Origin of the sequence: Methyloligella sp. GL2, assembly GCF_013341275.1 — a bacterium.
Taxonomy (GTDB): Bacteria; Pseudomonadota; Alphaproteobacteria; order Rhizobiales; family Methyloligellaceae; genus Methyloligella.
The window spans coordinates 1,688,212-1,708,230 of sequence record NZ_CP054476.1; the positions used below are offsets into that span (position 1 = coordinate 1,688,212).

Sequence of the window (20,019 nt, forward strand, 5' to 3'; positions counted from 1 at the left end):
CATGAAATTCACCGACATTTTCATCAAGCGTCCGGTGCTTGCCATGGTGGTGAGCGCTTTGGTGCTGCTGATCGGCCTGCAAGCCGGGTTCAATCTGCAGATCCGGCAGTATCCGGAGATGTCGAATACGACGATCACCATCACCACCACCTATCCGGGCGCCAATGCCGACCTGATCCAGGGCTTCATCACCGTTCCGATCCAGCAGGCGGTGGCGAGCACCGAGGGCATCGATACGCTCACCGCCTCGTCGAGCCAGAACGTCTCGACCATTACGCTGAATTTGAAGCTCAACGCCGATCCCGACCGGGCGATGACCGACGTGCTGTCGAAGATCGCCCAGGTGAAGAGCATCCTGCCGCGCGAGGCGAACGATTCCGTCGTCACCAAGCAGACCGGCGATTCCACCGCGCTGATGTATCTGTCGTTCAGCAGCGATGTGATGAACTCCTCGCAGATCACCGACTATCTGACCCGTGTGGTGCAGCCGCAGCTGCAGACCGTGGGTGGGGTCGCCAGCGCCGAAATTCTCGGCGGCGAGACCTTCGCCATGCGTATTTGGCTGGATCCCGACAAGATGGCGGCGCTCGGCGTGACGCCGCTGGATGTGAGCCAGGCGCTCTCCAACAACAACTACACATCGGCGCCGGGCCAGGTGAAGGGCCAGTTCATCCAGACCAATATCGATGCGCAGACCAATTTGAGCGATCCGGAGGCGTTCGGGCGTCTGGTGGTCTCGCATCAGGGCGATGCGCTGATCCGGCTGAACGATGTCGCCGAGATCGAGCTCGGCCCGCAGAGCAGCGACTCCTCCTCCGTGTTCGACGGGCTGAAAGCGGTGTTCATCGGTGTCTATGCCACGCCGACGGCGAATCCGCTGACGGTGATCTCCGATGTCCGCGCCGAGATGCCGAAGATCGAGAAGGCGCTACCCGAGGGGCTCAACGCGGCGATCGCCTACGATGCGACCAACTTCATCCGCGCCTCGATCTGGGAGGTGGTGAAGACGCTGGGCGAGGCGGCGATCATCGTCATCGTGGTGATTTTCCTGTTCCTCGGCAATTTGCGCTCCACCATCATTCCCATCGTCACCATTCCGCTGTCGCTGGTGGGCGTGCTGGCGCTTTTGATGGCGCTCGGCTACTCGATCAATCTGATGACGCTGCTGGCCCTGGTGCTGGCCATCGGGCTGGTGGTGGATGACGCCATCGTGGTGGTGGAGAATATCTACCGCCATATCGAGGACGGTATGAAGCCGTTCGATGCGGCGCTGCAGGGGGCGCGCGAGATCGTCTATCCGGTCATCGCCATGACCATCACCCTGGCGGCGGTTTACGCGCCGATTGGCTTCGTCTCCGGCGTGACCGGCTCGTTGTTCCGAGAATTCGCCTTCACCCTGGCCGGGGCGGTGATCGTCTCAGGGCTGATCGCGCTCACCTTATCGCCGATGATGTGCTCCCGGCTGCTGCGCCACGAGCAGGGGGAAGCCAAGGGGCTGACCGGGTTTCTCGACCGAAGCTTCGACCGGCTGAAGAACTGGTATCAGCGGCGGCTGCATTCGACGCTCAACTATCGTCCGGTGACTTTGCTGCTGCTGGCCTTCGTGCTCTTCGGCACCGGCTTTCTGTATATGACCAGCCAGAAGGAGCTGGCGCCGGAGGAAGACCAGGGCATCCTGTTCGCCATCGTCAAGACGCCGCTCTATGCCAATCTGGACTATCTGGAGCAGACCACCGGCCAGCTCGGCGCGGTGTTCGACAAGGTGCCGGAAGAGCAGCACATCTTCACGATCAACGGCATGGGCGATGTGCACCAGGCGTTTGTCGGCTTGCTGCTGAAGGAGTGGGAGGACCGCGACGCCGATCAGAAGGCGGTGCTGCAGAAGCTGCAGCCGCAGGTCAACAATGTGGCGCCGGCCAAGATCCTGATGTTCTCGCCGCCGGCCCTGCCGGGCACCACGGGCGGCGCGGCAGTGCAGTTCGTGATCACCACCACCAAGGACTTCCGGCAGCTTGCCGATGTGCTTGACCAGCTGGTGGCCGAAGCGAACAAGAGCGGCATGTTCATCTTCACCGATTACGATCTGCGTTTCGAAAATCCGCAGATCCAGTTCGATATCGACCACGACAAGGCCAACAGCCTCGGCATTTCCATGGCCGATATCGGCCAGTCGCTGGCGACCCTGCTCGGCGGTAACTACGTCAATCTGTTCGATCTCTACGGGCGCTCCTATCAGGTGATCCCGCAAGTGCCGCGCAAATACCGGCTCGATGCCGATTGGCTGACCCGCTATCAGGTGCGCACCCAGGCGGGCACGCTGGTGCCGCTGTCCAATGTCGCCAGCGTCAGCCAGACGGTGCAGCCCAATGCGCTGACCAGTTTCCAGCAGCTCAACTCGGCGACCTTCACCGCGGTGCCGTTCCCCGGCCGCACGCTGGGCGAGGCGGTTGACTATCTGGAGCAGACCGCCGACCGCATCTTCCCCGCCGGCTTCACCTACGATTGGGACGGGCAGAGCCGCCAATACGTGCAGGAGGGGAGCTCGCTGGTCTACACCTTCGGCTTCGCGCTGATCCTGATCTTCCTGGTGCTGGCGGCGCAGTATGAGAGCTTCCGCGACCCGTTCATCATTCTGGTCGCCTTGCCGACCTCGATGTTCGGCGCGCTTCTGCCGATCAATCTCGGCCTCGCCTCGATCAATATCTACACGCAGATCGGCCTCGTCACCCTGATCGGGCTGATCTCCAAGCACGGCATCTTGATGGTGGATTTCGCCAACAAGCTGCAGGAGGAGGAGGGCTATGGCCGGCGCGAGGCGATCGAGCATGCCGCCGCGATCCGCCTGCGCGCGATTTTGATGACCACCGCTTCGATGGTGATCGCCATGGTGCCGCTGCTGATCGCCACTGGCGCGGGCGCTGCGAGCCGGTTCGATATCGGCCTCGTCATCTTCGCCGGGCTGACCATCGGCACGCTGTTCACCCTATTCGTGACGCCGATGGTCTATACCTTCCTGGCCAAGGATCATCAGGCTTTGCGGGCCGAAGCTGCGGCCGAGACGCCGTCTGGATCTCCGTCCGAAGCTCCATCCGAACCTTGGCCGGATACCGATATCGGCGATGGCGAGCCGGTGAGCGCCGGGGAGAAGGCGGCGGATGAAACGGCTGCCGGCAAAACGTCCCGCCGCAAGCGCAAAAGCACCGGTTCGGCAGCCGAGTAGACCTGAGCGCGCAACCAGCTTATTTACTCCGCCCCGCCGAAGCTCTAGAAGCGAAGCGGAAAAACGGCCCTGGGGGAATAATGTTCTCGAAGATCCTGATCGCCAATCGCGGTGAGATTGCCTGCCGCATTATAAAAACAGCAAAAAAGCTCGGGATTGCGACCGTTGCGGTCTATTCCGAGGCAGACCGCGATGCGCTGCACGTCGATATGGCGGATGAAGCGGTGCTGATCGGGCCTGCCGCCGCGGCGCAGTCCTATCTGGTGGTCGACAAGATCATCGAGGCGGCCAAGGAGACCGGCGCCGAAGCCATCCATCCGGGCTATGGCTTCCTGTCGGAAAATGCCGAATTCGCCAAGGCGCTGCAGAAGGCGGGCATCGCCTTTATCGGCCCGAACCCGCACGCCATCGAGGCGATGGGCGACAAGATCGAATCCAAGAAGCTCGCTGCCGAGGCCGATGTCTCGACCGTGCCCGGCTATCTGGGGGTGATCGAGGATGCCGAGGAGGCGATGAAGATCGCCGAGGAGATCGGCTATCCGGTGATGATCAAGGCCTCCGCCGGCGGCGGCGGCAAGGGCATGCGCATCGCCTACAGCAAGAAGGAAGTCGAGGAAGGCTTCGACGCGTCGCGCTCGGAAGCCAAATCGAGCTTCGGCGACGACCGCGTGTTCATCGAGAAGTTCGTGGAGGAGCCGCGCCATATCGAGATCCAGGTGCTGGGCGACAAGCACGGCAATGTGATCCATCTCGCGGAACGCGAGTGTTCGGTGCAGCGGCGCAACCAGAAGGTGCTGGAAGAGGCGCCGAGCCCGTTCCTGGACGAGGAGACCCGCGCCGCGATGGGCCAGCAGGCCGTCGAGCTGGCGAAAGCGGTGGATTACGATTCCGCCGGCACGGTGGAGTTCATCGTCGATAAGGACAAGAACTTCTACTTCCTGGAGATGAACACCCGGCTGCAGGTGGAGCATCCGGTGACCGAGCTGGTGACGGGAATCGATCTGGTCGAGGCGATGATCAAATCCGCCGCCGGCGAGAAGCTCGGTATGGAGCAGTCGGATCTGAAGCTGAACGGTTCGGCCATCGAGGCGCGCGTCTATGCCGAGGACCCGACCCGCAACTTCCTGCCCTCCACCGGGCGTTTGGTGCATTTCAAGCCGCCGGAGGTGGGCACCGATGAGAACGGCGTCACCGTGCGTCTCGATACCGGCGTGGAAGAGGGCGGCGAGATCTCGATCTATTACGATCCGATGATCGCCAAGCTGATCACCCATGCGCCGACGCGGATCGAGGCGATCGATGCCATGGGCAAGGCGCTGGATGCCTTCGTCATCGACGGCTTCCGCCACAACATCCCGTTCCTCGCCGCGCTGATGCGCCACCCGCGCTGGCGCTCGGGGGATATCTCCACCAAGTTCATCGCCGAGGAATTCCCGGAAGGCTTCGTGCCGTCCACGCCCGATGGCGAGGAGCGCGACGTGTTTATCGCCGTCGCCGCGGCGATCGACCATCTCAGCAACAAGCGCCGCCGCTCCATCACCCAGCAGATGCTGGGCGAGCCGGTTTGCTTTGCGGTGGAGCGCGTGGTGGAGCTTGGCGGGGCGAGCGAGAAGGTCACCGTCTCGCCGGGCTCCGAAGGCTCGCTGGTCGTTGCGCTGACCGGGGAAGGCAAGGGGCGCAAGATGCACCTTGTCTCGAATTGGTGGTTCGGCGATACGGTCTGGCACGGCACCATCGACGGGCGCGAAGTGTTCGTGCAGACGCGGGCGATCCTCAATGGCTATGCGCTGACCTATCAGGGCATCGAGGTGCTGACCCGGGTTTATACCGACCGCGAGGCGGAGCTGATGGCGCTGATGCCCATCAAGGAGCCGCCGGACACCTCCAAGATGCTGCTTTGCCCGATGCCGGGCATGGTGGTCTCGCTGGCCGTCGAAGAGGGCCAGGCGGTGCAGGCCGGCGATACCTTGTGTATCGTCGAAGCCATGAAGATGGAGAACGTGCTCCGCGCCGAACGCGACGGGGTTGTCACCAGCATCCTGGCCGAGCCGGGCGACAGCCTCAATGTCGATGCGGTGATCATGGAGTTCGAATAGCCGCGCGGGCGAGAGCCAAATCCCATGACTGATGACGAAAGCACCCGCCGCACGGTTCTGACCAAGATCAAGGGGCGGGTGCAGGGCGTCTATTACCGGGTGTGGGCGAAAGAGAACGCCGAGGGTCTGTCCCTCGACGGCTGGGCGCGCAATCTGCAAGACGGCAGCGTGGAGGCGGTGTTCTCCGGCGCGCCCGAGGCGGTCTCCGAGATGCTGGAGCGCTGCAAAGAAGGGCCGCCCGATGCGATGGTGCGGGAGGTGGAGATCGTCGCCGAAGGCGGCGCGCCGCCTTCCGGCTTTCAGGTCATTGCGAGCGAGGGCTGGTAGCCTCGCTCAGGCTTTCCGGAAAATTCGCCATCAGCGCCCGGTCGACCGCGTCCATATCCGTCTCGATGCCGAGTGCCTTCAGGCTCGTGACCTTGCCGTCTTCCAGGCCGCACGGCACGATGCCGCTGAAATGTTCCAGATCGGGTGAGACGTTCAGGCTGACGCCGTGAAAGGTGATGCCGCGGCGGATGCGGATGCCGAGCGAGGCGATCTTCGCCCCGTCGACCCAGACGCCGACCTCGCCCGGCATAGGGCTCCCCGTCACGCCGAAGGTTTTCAGCGTCCCCATCAGCCAGTCCTGCAAGGCCTGCACAAAGGCGCGGACATCGCCGCCGCGGGCCGCCAAATCCAGCATCACGTAAGCCACGCGCTGGCCCGGTCCATGATAGGTGTAGCGGCCGCCGCGGCCGGTCTGGAACACCGGGAATTTGTCCGGCGCCAGCAGCTCCTTCGGATCGGCGGAGGTGCCGGCGGTATAGAGCGGCGGGTGCTGCAGCAGCCAGACGGTCTCCGGCGATTCGCCGCCGCCAATTTCGGCAACGCGCATCTCCATGGCGGTGAGCGCGGCCGGATAGGGCACCGGCTTGGCGCTGCGGTACCAGGCGAGGGCGCTGTGGGGCTTGGGCGCAGCCAGCGCCTCGGCGCCCAGCAGGGGCGCGATTCCGGTCATGCGTGCCAGATTTGCGGTCGGCATAATGTTGATCCGTTGGTCGAAATAGCGATGGACTCTATATAATCACGACATTCGCCGATTGGTCAGCTTGCGCGGCCCCCGCGAGTTTGCTAATGCAGCGTTCGCTTCAAGGACAGAGTGTCCTGATGTATGGGCCTTCGCTGGTTTCGGCGAAGGTCTTCGAGTTTCTTGCGGTCGTGGCGGAAATGGTAGACGCGCAGCGTTGAGGTCGCTGTGGGCTTAGCCCGTGGAGGTTCGATTCCTCTCGACCGCACCACTCTCTTTAGGTGCGCTATCGGCCTCTGGCCTACTTGAGCGCGGTTGTCTCTACCGCCCTCCGGGCTGCTTGAGGACCGGATGGGGCGCGCTAGACGCGCGGCGCCCAGTCGGGCGCTTCTGGTGCCTCGGAGTTCGCGCTATTGGCCTCTGGCCTAGTTGAGCGCTTGTTTCCTGGCGCTACCCGTACCTCTCTCTTTTCCCTGATCTCCCCACCGTATGCCGTGGGCGTTGTCTCCTGCTGGTTGCGTGTGGTTTAGTAATTGCACGCAACGTTTCGTTGCGGGTTCGTTTTTACGCGATGGGGTGGGGAGAGCCATGCGCGTCGTTATTCATGGCGGGATGCATAAGACGGGGACCACCTCGCTGCAGCACCTCGCCTTGAAGAGACGCAGGGCGCTGGCCTCCGAAGGCGTCTTCTATCCAGACAGTTCGGCCGGAGCGAATACGTTCCTCAATGCCAAGTCCCCGAAATGGGACGCCGAGCCATGCCGCGCTTTGCTGCAGAACTGCGAGGGGAGGGGCTTCGACACGCTGTTCCTCTCCAATGAGGTGGTCTCCACCTTCTCCACGGCGCAGTTCCAACGGCTTCTCGAACCCTTCGCGGGGGTTCCCGTGATCTTCGTATTCTGTTTCCGTCACTGGGCCGATTTTCTGCCCTCGCGCTGGAGCCAGAATTGCAAGCGGCGCGATTCCCAGACCTTCGACCGCTATATCGAAGCGGTGACGGCGCTCGAGTCAGGCCATGTCGATTTCTGGTTCGACGGTATTTTGGATCGCGTAGCGGCGCTGGATTGCGACGTCATCGCGTTGTCCTATCAGAATGCGAAGACCGAACCACTCGGCGTGATGGGCGCGGTCCTTCGCACGGCAGGGCTATCGGAAGATTTGATCGAAAGGCTGGTCTCCGGCGAGCAGTGGAGCCAGAAGCGGCTCGACTGGACGGTCAGCGAGCTGTCGCGGCTTTTGAACGGCGTGGCTGCGGATCGCCTGCAATTGCCTCAGGACGATCTGTGCCACGCGCTGGGTGAATTCCGGCCGGTCAAAGGCAATTTCGGTTTCGCGCAGCGCCTGCCGAAGGTGAATCGACGGCTGCTCCAGCCGCTGACAGAGGCGGTGGAGCAGTATAAGAGCGAGCGCATCGTCAAGGACCTGCCCAATATGGATGAAGCGGAGCGCCGGCTTCAGACCAAACACGGCCACCGCTTCGCCAATCTGGTGGACGGCAAGATCTTTCCCAAAGCCGCCGAGAGCAAGCTGACGCTCGCCGATGTCGAATGGCCGGCGTTTGCGCGCGAGCGGATGCCGGCGATCGACCCGGTGCTGGATCAGCTGTTCAGTCTCAGAGCGCCGCTTGCGGCCCGCGCCGAGCGCAACCGGACGGCGGTCTTGTAAGCGCGCCGTCCGGACTTATCCCAGCGTTCTTCCCGGTTGGCGGGCCAAATCCCACTTTTGGCTGGCGATTCCGGCCGAAGCAGCGTTTATTGCCCGCAAGCCGAACGATGTAAGCCCTCAAGGGGCTGATAGCATCGGCGCCTCCGGCCGGAGGCCGGGCCCCTTCGCTTTATGCGCGTAGACCTTTGGAATCGGACAGGCGATGGACACCGCACCTGACGACCAGATTGCCGTGCGCGACGAGGAGGGCGATTTCCGCGCCGATTTCCTGCATGCCGTCGAGGCGGCGCTGGAGGAAGGCAACAAGGCCGAAGTCAAATCCCTCACCGCCGATCTGCATGAGGGCGATCTCGCCGACCTGCTGCAGCTCTTGAGGCCGGACGAGCGCGAACAGCTGATCACCTCCTTGGGTCGCGACTTCAAGGTCGGCACCTTGCCGGAGCTGGAAGAGGGCGTGCGCGACCAGGTGCTGGAGCAGCTCTCGCCGGCGACGGTGGCGGCCGCGCTGAAGCAGCTGGATTCGGACGACGCGGTCTATCTGCTGGAAGACCTCGACGAGTCCGAACAGAAGGCGATCCTCGACAAGCTGCCGCGCTCGGAGCGGCTGGCGCTGACCCGCAGCCTGGAATATCCGGAGGATTCGGCCGGCCGCATCATGCGCACCGAGGTGATCTCGGTGCCGCCGTTCTGGTCGGTCGGCCAGACCATCGACTACATGCGCAAGGCCGACGATCTGCCGGACCGGTTCGACGAGATTTTCGTCGTCGATCCCGCTTATCACCTGATCGGCACCGTGGCGCTGAACCGGCTGCTGCGCTCCAAGCGCAAGGTGAGCATCGAGGAGATCACCGATCACGATGTGCAGCCGATCGAGGCCAATGCCGACCAGGAGGACGTGGCGCGCGACTTCGAGCGCTACAATCTCTACTCCGCACCGGTGGTGGATCAGGACAACCGCCTGCTCGGCGTGATCACCGCCGACGATGTGGTCGAGGTGGTGCAGGAAGAGGCCTCGGAGGACATCCTGCATCTTGCCGGTGTCTCCGGCGGCGGCAGCTCCATGGCCGATACGGTGTGGAGCACGACGCGGCAGCGCTTCGCCTGGCTGACGGTCAATCTTTTCACCGCGATCCTCGCCTCCGCTGTGATCAGCCTGTTCGACGCCACCATCGAGCAGATGGTCGCCTTGGCGGTGCTGATGCCGATCGTCGCCTCCATGGGCGGCAATGCCGGCACCCAGACCATGACTGTGGCCGTGCGGGCGCTGGCGACCCGGGATCTCGGTCCGGTCAACGCGGTGCGGGTGATCATGCGCGAATCGGCGGTGGGTTTGCTGAATGGGCTGCTGTTCGCTGCGCTGATCGGCACGGTGACCTATTTCTGGTTCGGCAATACCGATCTCGGCTTAGTCATCGCCGTCGCCATGGTGGTCAATCTGCTGGTGGCGGCGCTGGCCGGCATCCTGATTCCGCTGGGCCTGAACGAGCTGGGCGTCGATCCGGCTATTACCTCGGGCGTCTTCGTCACCACGGTGACCGACGTGGTCGGCTTCTTCGCCTTTCTGGGACTTGCCGCGATCTGGCTGCTCTAGGGCGCCCTCGGAAAGATGCGCGCGCGCGTTCTGCCTGATATGACTCCTTCCGCCGGGCGCCTCTCGCCGTCCGGCATGTCCTTCAGTCTGAAATCCCGTGTGAGCGATGTTCTTCTATTTGGCGAAGGCCGTCTGGTTCCTGCTGCAGCCCTCCTGCTTCATCGCCTTCCTGCTGCTCGCCGGCACCATCATGGTTTGGACCTATTGGGCGCGCTGGGGCCGCCGTATCGTGGCGCTTGCGGCAGGGCTTTTGCTGATCGCCGGGCTCTCGCCGCTGGGCAACGCCATGGTGCTGCCGCTGGAGGATCGCTTCAAACGCGCCGATCTGGAGAAGCTACCGGCCCCGACCGGCTTCATCGTGCTTGGCGGTTCGGAAAGCCGTCTGGTGGGGGAGGCGCGGCACGCGCCGTCGCTGAACGAGGCGGGGGAGCGGCTGGTCGAGGCGGCGATTCTGGCCAGGCAGTTCCCGGACGCCAAGATCGCCTTCTCCGGCGGCGATGCGGGCATCTTCTATCCGGCGAAGTCGGAAGCCTCGGGCGCGGAAAGCCTGCTCACGGCGCTGGGGGTTTCGGAGGACCGGCTGGTGCTGGAAGCGAACTCCCGCGACACCTACGAGAATGCCGTCTATCTGAAGCAGGAACTGACCTCGCTTGGGCTGGCCGGTCCGGATCGGCGCTGGGTGCTGATCACCTCGGCCTATCACATGCCGCGGGCGATGGGCTGCTTCCGCCAGGCGGGGCTGGATGTGGAGGCCTGGCCGGTGGATTACCGCACCCGCGGCCCGCAAGACCTCACCCGGCCGTTCGACAAGGTCTCCGAAGGCTTGCGCCGGGTGGACATGGCGAGCCGGGAATGGGTGGGGCTTTTCGCCTATTGGTTGACCGGGCGGACCGATGCGCTGTTTCCGGCGCCCGCCGCGACAAGCTGAGACGAGATAAGCGGGGAAAAGCGCCGCGCCGCCTTTGCGCAGCCGGTTTCGAAGCCTAGCTTTCCACCATCATGACCGTGCATCTCCTGAAACTTTGCGTCGGCGTCGACACGCTTTCCGATCTTCGTGATTGGCAGAAGGGGCGGCTGGCGCTTCGCCGCAAAGAGGGCCGGCCGCAGGAGATTTGCCATATCACCCGGCAGACGCCGAAACGGCGCGATGCGGTGTTGGATGGCGGCTCGCTCTATTGGGTGATCAAGGGCGTGATCCAGGCCCGGCAGCCGATCCTCGATCTGCGGCCCGAGACCCGCGAGGACGGCAAGGCGGCTTGCGCCATCGTGCTGTCGCCGGAGCTGATCCCGGTGCGGCCGAGGCCGCGCCGCGCCTTCCAGGGCTGGCGCTATCTGGATTCGGCCGACGCGCCGCCGGATGCGCGCGGGCCTGCCGACAGCGATCTGCCGCTGGAGATGGCCGGGGAGCTGCGCGAGCTCGGCCTGATCGACGTCTAGAGGCTTAGCCGAGCTCGGCCTTCTTCTTCGCCCGGACCTTTTTGGGCGCCACGGCGATATTGTCGATCAGCCGCGTCTTGCCGAGAAGGGCAGCCGCAAAAGCGCGGGCCGGCTGGGTGAGCACGCCGCCGAGCGGCTCCAGGCTCTGGCTGTCGGCGATCACCAGGTAATCCACCTTGAAGCCGCCGGTCTCGAGGCGGAAACGGCTCGCTTCCAGCGCATCCTCGATGGGCCGGCCTTCGCCGAGATCGGAGGCCATGTCCTGCAAGGTCCGCTGCAAGAGCGGTGCGCTCTCGCGCTCGGCCGGCGACAGATAGGCGTTGCGGGAGGAGAGGGCGAGCCCGTCCGCCTCGCGCACGATCGGCGCGCCGATAATCTCTGTCGGGATATCGAGATCGCGCACCATGCGCTTGATGATCTGCAGCTGCTGGTAATCCTTCTCGCCGAAGATGGCGCGATCGGGCGCGCATTGGATCAGCAGCTTGGCGACCACCGTCGCCACGCCGTCGAAATGGCCGGGACGGGATTCGCCGCACAGCCCCTTGCTGAGCCTGTCGACATGCACCGTGGTGGCGAAGCCGTCCGGATACATCTCCTCCACCTTGGGAAGATAGACGGCATCCACCGCCATCTCGCTCAGCTTGGCGAGGTCGGTCTTTTCGTCGCGCGGGTAGGCCTCCAGATCCTCGCCGGGGCCGAACTGGGTGGGATTGACGAAGACCGAGACGACGATGCGGTCGGCATTCTTCCTGGCCAGCTCGATCAGCGACAGATGGCCTTCATGCAGCGCGCCCATGGTGGGAACCAGGGCAATTTTCTCGCCCGCCTCGCGCCAGCGGGCAATGCGCCCACGCAAGGCTTTCACGGTCCTGATCTGGCTGAGGCGAGGGGCCATTTCGATGTTCGATTTTGCTGATGAGAAGCTGCGGACGATAGCGCCTTGCGGCGTGCAAGGCCAATATATGGGGCAAGACTTGTGGGACAAGATTTGGCGCTTTGCGCGGGCCTTTATCGGCCGTTCGATTCTGCCTGGCAAGACGCTAAGATCGTTCCGATGTCCCATGCATGCACCATGGAGACGCCAAGGCGAACGCCATGACCAATCTGGAGATCGCGCAAACCCACGCTGCCCGGATGCCGTCGCGCGCCGGGATCGCGGAATTGCTGCTGGCCGATGAGGATCGGCTGGTTTCGGAGCTGATCGAGAAGGCGCGATTTGCGTCTTCCGAACAGGCGCGGATCGAGACGGTGGCGCGCGGCCTGGTGCAGGCGGCGCGGGAAGGCCGCCGCGCCTATGGCGGGGTCGATTCCTTCCTGCATGAATACGGGCTGTTGAGCGAGGAGGGCGTGCTGCTGCTGTGCCTTGCCGAGGCGCTGCTGCGCATTCCAGACAAGGCGACGGCCGACCGGCTGATCGCCGGCACCATCTCCGCCGGGGATTGGGCCAAGCATATGGGCCGCTCGCCCTCGCTGTTCGTCAACGCCTCGACCTTTGGGCTGATGCTGACCGGCCGGGTGCTGGATTGGGGCACGCGAGACGGGGCGGAGATTAGCGCAAGGCTGCAGCGGCTGGTGTCGCGAAGCGGGGAAGGCGTCATCCGCGAGGCGCTGCGCCACGCCATGCGTATCCTCGGCGGCCAGTTCGTGCTCGGTGAGACCATCGAACAGGCGCTGAAGAACGGGGCGTCCGATGCCGCCAAGGGCTATCGCTTCTCCTTCGACATGCTGGGCGAGGCGGCGCGGAGCGAGGCGGACGCAAAGCGCTATTTCGAACGCTATGCCCATGCGGCCGAGGCGATCGGAAAATCCGAAGGCCGGCCCGAACCCCGCGACGATGCGAGCTTGCAGTCCCGCTCGGGGCTTTCGGTCAAGCTGTCGGCGCTGCATCCGCGCTATGTGCCCTCGCAGGAGGCACGGCTGCATTCGGAGCTGCTGCCGCGGCTGAAGGCGCTGGCGCTCGCCATGCGCGAGGCCTGGCTGCCGCTCACCATCGATGCGGAGGAGGCGGACCGGCTGGAGCTGAGCCTCGGGCTACTGCAGGCGCTGTTCGAAGATCCCGATCTTGCCGCGTGGAACGGGCTGGGGCTGGCGGTGCAGGGCTATTCCAAGCGCGCGCTCCCCGTCATCGAGTGGCTGGGAGCTGTGGCTGAGGTCACCGGGCGGCGCATTCCGGTGCGGCTGGTGAAGGGCGCCTATTGGGATTCTGAGATCAAATGGGCGCAGGTCGCCGGGCTTGCGAGCTATCCGGTGTTCACCCGCAAGGTGAATACCGACGTCTCTTACATCGCCGCGGCACGGGCGATGCTGGCGCTTCCCGATGCCATCTTCCCGCAATTCGCCACCCATAACGCCCATACGGTCGCGGCCATGTACACGCTGGGCGAGGGCAAGGCTTACGAGTTCCAGCGGCTATTCGGCATGGGCGAAGCGCTGCATGAGGCCGTGGTCGGCGAAGGGGGGCTGAACGTGCCCTGCCGCATCTATGCGCCGGTGGGCGGGCATGACGATTTGCTGGCCTATCTGGTGCGGCGGCTATTGGAGAATGGCGCCAATACCTCCTTCGTCAATCGCCTTGCCGACGACGAGGCACCGATTTCGGAGATCATTGCCGATCCGGTGGAAAGGGCGGCGAGCCTGGCGGAGAAAGCCAATCCGTCGATCCCGCTGCCCAAAGATCTGTTCGGTCCCCAACGGGAGAACAGTCTCGGCCTGCCGCTTTGGGAGGATAGCATCTGCGCTCCGCTCATGGCTGAGATGGAGCAGGCGCTGGAGCGGCCCTTCGCGGCGGCGCCGATCGTTGGCGGTGCGGTGCTCGAAGACGGGCCGGCGGAGACTGTGACGGCGCCGCATGACCGGCGAGTGGTGCTGGGCACATGCATCAGCGCCGATAGGGCGGCGATCGATGCGGCGCTGGACAAGGCGACAGCCGCCGCGCCCGGCTGGGACGCGCTGGGCGGCGCGCGGCGCGCCGCTATTCTGGAGAGAGCCGCCGACCTTCTGGAGGCGGACCGGCCGGCGCTGATGGCGCTTCTGGTGCGCGAGGCCGGCAAGACCCTGGCCAATGCCCAAGGCGATCTGCGCGAAGCGGTGGATCATTTGCGCTATGCGGCGGCCGAAGCGCGAGAGACGTTCGAGACGCCGCAGGCGATGCCGGGGCCGACCGGCGAAAGCAATCTTCTCTCCCTCCACGGCCGGGGCGTGTTCGCCTGTATCTCGCCGTGGAATTTCCCGCTGGCGATATTCCTGGCGCAAATCGGCGGCGCGCTCGGGGCCGGCAATGCGGTGGTGGCGAAACCGGCGGAGCAGACGCCGCTGATTGCCTTCCGCGCCGTGCAGCTTCTGCACAAGGCCGGCGTGCCCGGCGACGTGCTGCATCTTCTCCCCGGCACGGGCGCGCGCGTCGGGGCAGCCCTGGGGTGCGATCTTCGCGTCAACGGCGTCGCCTTCACCGGCGGCACCGAGACGGGGCTCGCCATCAACCGGGCGCTTGCCGCACGCGAAGGGCCGGTGACGCCTCTGATCGCCGAGATGGGCGGGCTCAACGCGATGATCGTCGATTCCTCAGCCCTGCCGGAGCAGGTGGTGGACGATGTGGTGGCTTCGGCCTTCGACAGTGCCGGGCAACGCTGCTCGGCGCTGCGCGTCTTGTTCCTGCAAGAGGAGATCGCCGACAAGACGCTGGCCATGCTGACCGGACTGGCAAGCGAGATGGTGATCGGCGACCCGCTGGACTTCGCCACCGATATCGGTCCGGTGATCGATGCGGAGGCCAAGCATATGCTGGAGGCCCATAAGGCGAAGATGTGCCGCGAGGCCAAGGAATGGCTGGATCTGCCGCTGCCGCCGGCATGCGCCCACGGCAGCTTCGTCACACCGGCGATCTACGAAATTCCGTCTCTCTCGATGCTGGAGAAAGAAGTCTTCGGTCCGATCCTGCATGTGGTGCGCTATGCCGCCGACCGGCTGGGCGATGTGTGCGAGGCGATCAACGCCACCGGCTACGGTCTGACGCTGGGGCTGCATTCGCGGGTGGAGCAGACGGCGGATTTCGTCGCCGCGCGGGTGCGGGCCGGGAATTTCTACGTCAACCGCAATCAGATCGGCGCGGTGGTCGGCGTGCAGCCATTCGGCGGGGAGGGGCTTTCCGGCACCGGTCCCAAGGCGGGCGGGCCGAACTATCTGGAAGCCTTCGCCACCGAACGGGTTCGCACCACGAACACTACCGCGTCTGGCGGCAATGCGGCGCTGCTGGCGGCGGGCGATGAAAGCCTATGATAAAGCTTACGCGGTAAGGCATTGCCGTGAGGCCTTCGAGGTTCCATTTATAGGGCGATCCAGGCGGAACCAGGAGATTAGATGGCGAAACCGCTCAGTCCCAAAGACGGGGCGAAAACCGATATTGAGGAGACCCGCTCCAGCGCGGCGGATGTCGCCGCCTTCATCGAGCGGACGCAGCGCGTTGCGCCTGCCCGCTCGGGGCGCGGACGGCTGATCTTCGCCATGGATGCCACGATGAGCCGCCAGCCGACCTGGGATATGGCGCTCGGTCTGCAATCGGAGATGTTCGAGGCGGTGGACGAGATCGGCGGGCTCGACGTGCAGTTGGTTTATTTCCGGGGCTTCGGCGAATGCCGCGCCAGCAAATGGGTCGGCGACGCCAAGACCCTGGCTTCGGTGATGGGCAAGGTGTCCTGCCGCGGCGGCTTCACCCAGATCGGCAAGGTGCTGGCCCATGCCAAGCGCCAGGCGGCGGCTGACAAGGTCAATGCAGTGGTCTATGTCGGCGATTGTATGGAAGAGAATATCGATATGCTGAGCCAGCGGGCCGGCGAGCTCGGCCTCCTCGGGGTGCCGATGTTCCTGTTCCAAGAGGGGCGGGAGCCGGCCGCGGCCACCGCGTTCAAGGAAATCGCGCGGCTCACCCGGGGGGCTTATTGCCCGTTCGATGCGGGTTCCGCCGCCCAGCTGCGCGAGCTTCTGAAAGCCGTCGCGGTCTATGCCAGCGGCGGACGCAAAGCGCTGCAGGCTTTCGGCGAGAGGGGCGGCAAAGGTGCCGCCTTGCTGCTTGAGCAAGTGAGCTGACCTATCCGATGTATGCTATTCTCGGCGCGATCGCGCTGTTCCTGCTGCTGTATTTCGGCAGCCATATCCTCGCCCGTATGGACGCACACGAGCTGGCCCGGCGGATCCGCCGCTTCGGCTGGATCGTGCTGTTCGTGCTGGCCGGGCTTCTGCTGATCCCGGGGCTTTTGGTCCTGTCCATTCCGCTGGCCATTCTCGGCTACACCATGCTGCGCCGGGGCGGCGGGGGTTTTCGCCTCGGCGGCGGTTTCGGCGGGCCGTTCGGCGCCGGCGGCTATGGTCAGCGCAGCCAGAAGCGTCCCGGGCAGAAATCCTTCGTGCGCACCGCTCATCTGGAGATGGCGCTGGATCACGATACCGGCCAGGTGGACGGGCAATGCGTGAGCGGTAAATTCGCCGGGCGTCCGCTCTCCTCGATGAATTTGGAGGAGCTGAAGGAGCTGGCGATGGCTCTGCAGCAGGGCGATCCGCAAGAGGCGGCGCTGCTAGCGGCCTATCTCAATCAGCGTTTTCCGGATTGGCAGGCGGGCGCGGCAGGCGCCGGTGCTGCCGGGGCCGGCGGCTATAACGGCGCGCGGGCACGGCGTGCGACCGGCGGCATGAGCATCGACGAGGCTTATGAGGTGCTCGGCGTCGAACGTTCGGCCAGCAAGGACGAGATTCGCAGCGCCCACCGCAATCTGATGAAGAAGGTGCACCCCGATCAGGGCGGCTCCACCTATCTCGCCGCGCGCATAAACGAGGCGAAGGAGGTGCTGCTCAGCGTGCGCTGAGCAGCGTTGGTTCGCCTTACGGGTTGGCTTTGCGCATGCCGTCGACGCTCCAGGCGCCGGAGCCGGCAAACACCAGATACAGGAAGACGAAGCAGAACAGGATCGCCCCGTCGCCGTGGTTCTGAATCGGGAAGAATGCCTCGGGTTTGAAATGGACCATCCAGTAGGCGATGGCCATCTGGCCCGACAGCAGGAAGGCGACCGGGCGGGTGAACAGCCCGATGACCAGGGCAAGCCCGCCGAACACCTCTAGCAGGCCTGCGATCAGGTGCAGCGTGTCGAGCTCCCCGCCGCCGCGGCCGGTGTCCGGAAATCCGAACAGTTTTACGGTGCCGTGCTCCATGAAGAGCAGAGCGGCAACGATCCGAAGCGCCGCAAGCGCATACGGCGCATACCGATTCAACGATTCCGTCATTGGGTTTTCGTCCCTCGCTTTTTGACCTCGGCTTCCCCCTAACCGTTGAGGTTATGCGGATATAGCGAGGTCGGCAAGACGAGGTCGAAGAGGCGAGGCCGAAGAGGCGAGGGCGCCGCCGAAAGGCGGCGCACCGATGGCAGGGCTTGTCTAGTCGGCCCGCATGGCGATGCATTCGACCGACAGGCGCTTCAGCTGGGCGCAGGCTTGCGCGGCTTCGTTCTGCGAGAAGCTGGCGAAGCGGGCGCGATACCAGCGCTGGCTGCCCTGATCGAATGTGGTGGTCAGGCCCGAATGCCCGTCGAGCAGGCTCGATGCCTTGCTGGCGACGAAATCCAGGCGGCGCTGGGCGTCGGCCTGGCTGGTGTAAGAGCCGACCTGGACCTGATAGGGGCCGGAGCTGCCGAGAAGCTTCGGCTTCATCAGCGGCATGGACGGCGCGCCTCCGGCGGAGGCCATGACGACGCGCGGCTTGGGCTTCTGCTGGGCCGGGGCGGGCGCGGGCTGCGGAATGCTCGGCTTCAGCGGCATCGAGGGATCGAAGGCGACCGGCTGCACCGGCAGATTGCTGCCCGTCGAGGCTACGGCATAGCTCTGCTGTCCCGGAGGCACCGGACGGCGCTCGGGCATGCCGGGGTTGGCGACCAGCATTTCGCGGACCGCGGCCTTCTTGAAATGCACGTCCAAGAGATAGCGCATGGTGGCGTCGCGGCCGCGGCTGGTGGAGCCGCCGAGCACCACGGCCAGAAGATGCTTGCCGTCGCGCTGCACCGAGGCGGTCAGGTTGAAGCCGCTGGCGCGGATATAGCCGGTCTTGATGCCGTCGGTGCCGCGATAATTGCCCAGGAGGTGATTGTGGTTGCGGTAGGTCACGCCCTTATAGCTGAAGCTCTTCAGCGAGAAGTAGTGATAGTATTCCGGATAGTCGCGCATCACGCGCTCGCCGAGGATCGCCATGTCGCGGGCGGTGGTGACCTGCGCGTTATTGGGCAGGCCGGAGGCGTTCTTGAACACCGTATTGTGCATGCCGAGGCGGTGGGCCTGCTCGGTCATGATACGGGCGAAATTGGATTCGGTGCCGGCGAGATTCTCGCCGATGGCAGCCGCCATATCGTTGGCGGACTTGGTCACCAGCGCCTTGATGGCGTCTTCCACGCGAATGGTGCTGCCGGGCTTCAGGCCGAGCTTGGTCGGCGGCTGAGCGGCGGCATGGGGCGTGATGGTGAGCTTGGAATCGAGGTCGATCCGCCCGGCGCGCATGTAGGAGAACAGCACGTAGAGCGTCATGATCTTGGTCAGCGACGCCGGATAGCGCTTGGTGTCGGCGGAACGGGCGAACAACACCTTGTTCGCGTTCAGATCGACGACGATCGCCGAGCGATAATCGGAAAGGGCATAGGCCGGCGCCAGCGGCGGCAGGCTCAAGGTGAGGGCCAAGAGCAGGGCCAGACCTACAGATGCGAGGCTACGCGGCCGGCTTAGGCGGCGCAGCGATGCGGATGTGAGGTTGTAAAACAACGCCAATTTCCCCGTCGACTAACCATCCCAGACGCATTGCCGGGCTGCTCGCTGTTTACAGCGATGCACCATCCCAAACCTGCGCTCCGCAGGACACCGGCGCGTCAAAGGGGGATGGTAAAAGACGGCAATTGCCAAAGGGTTAAGGCGAATTTGATTTATTGTGCGGTGCAAAATTCCAGTTGAACTTATTGTGCATTGCATATATAAGTTTCCATATGCAACAGGCTTTCCGATACGTGGTGAAAGAGGGTGATGATGCTGAAAGGATTCGAGGAGTACCAGAAGGTGGGTAAAGACGGTTTCGACGCAAGCATGCGCTCATTCGGTGAATGGACCAAGGGTTTCCAGGCCATCGCCGCCGAGATGACTGACTACTCCAAGAAGGCGTTCGAGGACGGGACTCGCGCATTCGAGCAGCTCGCCGGTGCGAAGTCCGCCGAGCAGGCTTTCGAGATCCAGTCCCAGTACGCCAAGAAGTGCTACGACAGCTACATGGCCGAGATGTCCAAGATCGGCGAGATGTATGTCGGCATGGCGCAGGATGCCTACAAGCCCGTCGAAGGGGCGTTCGCGAAAAAGACGTTCTAAAAATTCTGTCACAGCGACAGTATTTGGTTTGCGAAGGCCCGGGCTCGACCCGGGTCTTTTTTTGTTCATTCCCCGTTGGGCAAATCGGCTTATGCTAGGGGCGAGTCATCGCATAGCGCGCCGCAGCCTGAGGCAAAGAGGCCCCGTTCGCGGGCTTGCGCCCTCGGCCCGGATTGGCTCAGGATAGCCAGAGGGACGGTTCGGCTCGTAAGCCGGATGAATTCTCGTTTCGATCCCCGTGGTAACCTTGGCAGACGAGATACGAGACGCCACATAGAGGCAGGTAATGGCCCGCAATGGCGACAATCGCCGGGACGACGACGACTCCGGCACCCATATCATCACCAAGACACGGCCGAAGACCAAACGGCCCAGTCTCTACAAGGTGCTGCTCCTCAACGACGACTACACGCCGATGGATTTCGTCGTGTACGTCCTCGAGCACTTCTTCAACAAGGGGCAGGAAGATGCCACCCGGATCATGTTGCACGTCCACCAAAAGGGGGTGGGCGTTTGTGGGGTCTACACTTACGAGGTGGCCGAGACTAAAGTAGCTCAGGTGACGAGTTTCGCCCGCCAGAACGAGCATCCGCTGCAATGCACCATGGAGAAAGAGTGAGGACCT

At 64.1% G+C, this 20,019-nt stretch carries 16 protein-coding genes and 1 tRNA gene; 13 read left to right on the forward strand and 4 right to left on the reverse strand.

Translation table 11 applies throughout. The features are described 5' to 3' along the window. Nucleotide 1 precedes the first annotated feature (1 nt). The 3 genes from HT051_RS08005 to HT051_RS08015 all read left to right on the forward strand — a co-directional run bounded on the left by HT051_RS08005 (nucleotide 2) and on the right by HT051_RS08015 (nucleotide 5,643). The gene (locus HT051_RS08005; RefSeq protein ID WP_174541551.1) at nucleotides 2-3,220 is read left to right on the forward strand and encodes an efflux RND transporter permease subunit; all 3,219 of its coding nucleotides are present in this window, start codon (nucleotides 2-4) and stop codon (nucleotides 3,218-3,220) included. A gap of 80 nt (nucleotides 3,221-3,300) precedes the next feature. Next, on the forward strand, nucleotides 3,301-5,316 hold the full coding sequence (locus tag HT051_RS08010; protein WP_174541552.1) for an acetyl/propionyl/methylcrotonyl-CoA carboxylase subunit alpha: 2,016 nt from the start codon (nucleotides 3,301-3,303) through the stop codon (nucleotides 5,314-5,316). A gap of 24 nt (nucleotides 5,317-5,340) precedes the next feature. Then, the gene (locus tag HT051_RS08015; RefSeq protein WP_174541553.1) at nucleotides 5,341-5,643 is read left to right on the forward strand and encodes an acylphosphatase; all 303 of its coding nucleotides are present in this window, start codon (nucleotides 5,341-5,343) and stop codon (nucleotides 5,641-5,643) included. On the opposite strand, the gene lipB is transcribed toward HT051_RS08015, so the two are convergent. Next, the gene (gene lipB / locus HT051_RS08020; protein ID WP_246810020.1) at nucleotides 5,621-6,337 is read right to left on the reverse strand and encodes a lipoyl(octanoyl) transferase LipB; all 717 of its coding nucleotides are present in this window, start codon (nucleotides 6,335-6,337) and stop codon (nucleotides 5,621-5,623) included. The two genes, HT051_RS08015 and lipB, sit on opposite strands and share 23 nt — an antisense overlap. Nucleotides 6,338-6,507: 170 nt before the next feature. On the opposite strand from lipB, the gene HT051_RS08025 reads away from it, so the two are divergent. The 5 genes from HT051_RS08025 (at nucleotide 6,508) to HT051_RS08045 (ending at nucleotide 11,015) form a co-directional block, all read left to right on the forward strand. Then, nucleotides 6,508-6,593, forward strand: a tRNA-Leu gene (locus tag HT051_RS08025). 317 nt (nucleotides 6,594-6,910) lie between these two features. After that, nucleotides 6,911-7,987, forward strand: a complete 1,077-nt coding sequence (locus HT051_RS08030; RefSeq protein WP_174541554.1) for a hypothetical protein — start codon at nucleotides 6,911-6,913, stop codon at nucleotides 7,985-7,987. Between the two features lie 202 nt (nucleotides 7,988-8,189). Beyond that, nucleotides 8,190-9,578: a magnesium transporter gene (gene mgtE, locus HT051_RS08035; RefSeq protein WP_174541555.1), complete on the forward strand. Its 1,389-nt coding sequence runs from the start codon at nucleotides 8,190-8,192 to the stop codon at nucleotides 9,576-9,578. A 106-nt stretch (nucleotides 9,579-9,684) separates the two neighbouring features. Beyond that, nucleotides 9,685-10,506, forward strand: coding sequence for a YdcF family protein (locus tag HT051_RS08040; RefSeq protein WP_174541556.1), 822 nt, complete (start codon nucleotides 9,685-9,687; stop codon nucleotides 10,504-10,506). Between the two features lie 71 nt (nucleotides 10,507-10,577). Next, nucleotides 10,578-11,015 (forward strand): DUF1489 family protein, encoded by a 438-nt coding sequence (locus HT051_RS08045; RefSeq protein WP_174541557.1) that lies wholly within the window; start codon nucleotides 10,578-10,580, stop codon nucleotides 11,013-11,015. A 4-nt stretch (nucleotides 11,016-11,019) separates the two neighbouring features. On the opposite strand, the gene panC is transcribed toward HT051_RS08045, so the two are convergent. Continuing rightward, the gene (gene panC, locus HT051_RS08050; protein ID WP_174541558.1) at nucleotides 11,020-11,910 is read right to left on the reverse strand and encodes a pantoate--beta-alanine ligase; all 891 of its coding nucleotides are present in this window, start codon (nucleotides 11,908-11,910) and stop codon (nucleotides 11,020-11,022) included. A gap of 200 nt (nucleotides 11,911-12,110) precedes the next feature. On the opposite strand from panC, the gene putA reads away from it, so the two are divergent. The 3 genes from putA (at nucleotide 12,111) to HT051_RS15240 (ending at nucleotide 16,870) form a co-directional block, all read left to right on the forward strand. Next, the gene (putA, locus tag HT051_RS08055) at nucleotides 12,111-15,290 is read left to right on the forward strand and encodes a bifunctional proline dehydrogenase/L-glutamate gamma-semialdehyde dehydrogenase PutA (protein ID WP_174542926.1); all 3,180 of its coding nucleotides are present in this window, start codon (nucleotides 12,111-12,113) and stop codon (nucleotides 15,288-15,290) included. 81 nt (nucleotides 15,291-15,371) lie between these two features. After that, nucleotides 15,372-16,097, forward strand: coding sequence for a VWA domain-containing protein (locus HT051_RS08060; protein WP_174541559.1), 726 nt, complete (start codon nucleotides 15,372-15,374; stop codon nucleotides 16,095-16,097). 8 nt (nucleotides 16,098-16,105) lie between these two features. Continuing rightward, a complete protein-coding gene (locus HT051_RS15240) occupies nucleotides 16,106-16,870 on the forward strand; it encodes a DnaJ domain-containing protein (RefSeq protein ID WP_305798172.1) in 765 nt (254 codons plus the stop codon). Nucleotides 16,871-16,886: 16 nt separating this feature from the next. Here HT051_RS15240 and HT051_RS08070 read toward each other — a convergent pair whose 3' ends face one another. Further along, nucleotides 16,887-17,285: a DoxX family protein gene (locus HT051_RS08070; RefSeq protein ID WP_174541560.1), complete on the reverse strand. Its 399-nt coding sequence runs from the start codon at nucleotides 17,283-17,285 to the stop codon at nucleotides 16,887-16,889. Between the two features lie 150 nt (nucleotides 17,286-17,435). Then, complete coding sequence (locus HT051_RS08075; RefSeq protein WP_174541561.1) at nucleotides 17,436-18,803, reverse strand: D-alanyl-D-alanine carboxypeptidase; 1,368 nt, start codon at nucleotides 18,801-18,803, stop codon at nucleotides 17,436-17,438. A gap of 255 nt (nucleotides 18,804-19,058) precedes the next feature. Here HT051_RS08075 and HT051_RS08080 point away from each other — a divergent pair, with 255 nt between their 5' ends. Together HT051_RS08080 and clpS are read left to right on the forward strand one after the other, a co-directional pair. Then, nucleotides 19,059-19,394, forward strand: coding sequence for a phasin family protein (locus HT051_RS08080; protein WP_333502679.1), 336 nt, complete (start codon nucleotides 19,059-19,061; stop codon nucleotides 19,392-19,394). A 286-nt stretch (nucleotides 19,395-19,680) separates the two neighbouring features. After that, a complete protein-coding gene (gene clpS / locus HT051_RS08085; RefSeq protein WP_174541562.1) occupies nucleotides 19,681-20,013 on the forward strand; it encodes an ATP-dependent Clp protease adapter ClpS in 333 nt (110 codons plus the stop codon). The last annotated feature ends 6 nt before the right edge of the window (nucleotides 20,014-20,019 follow it).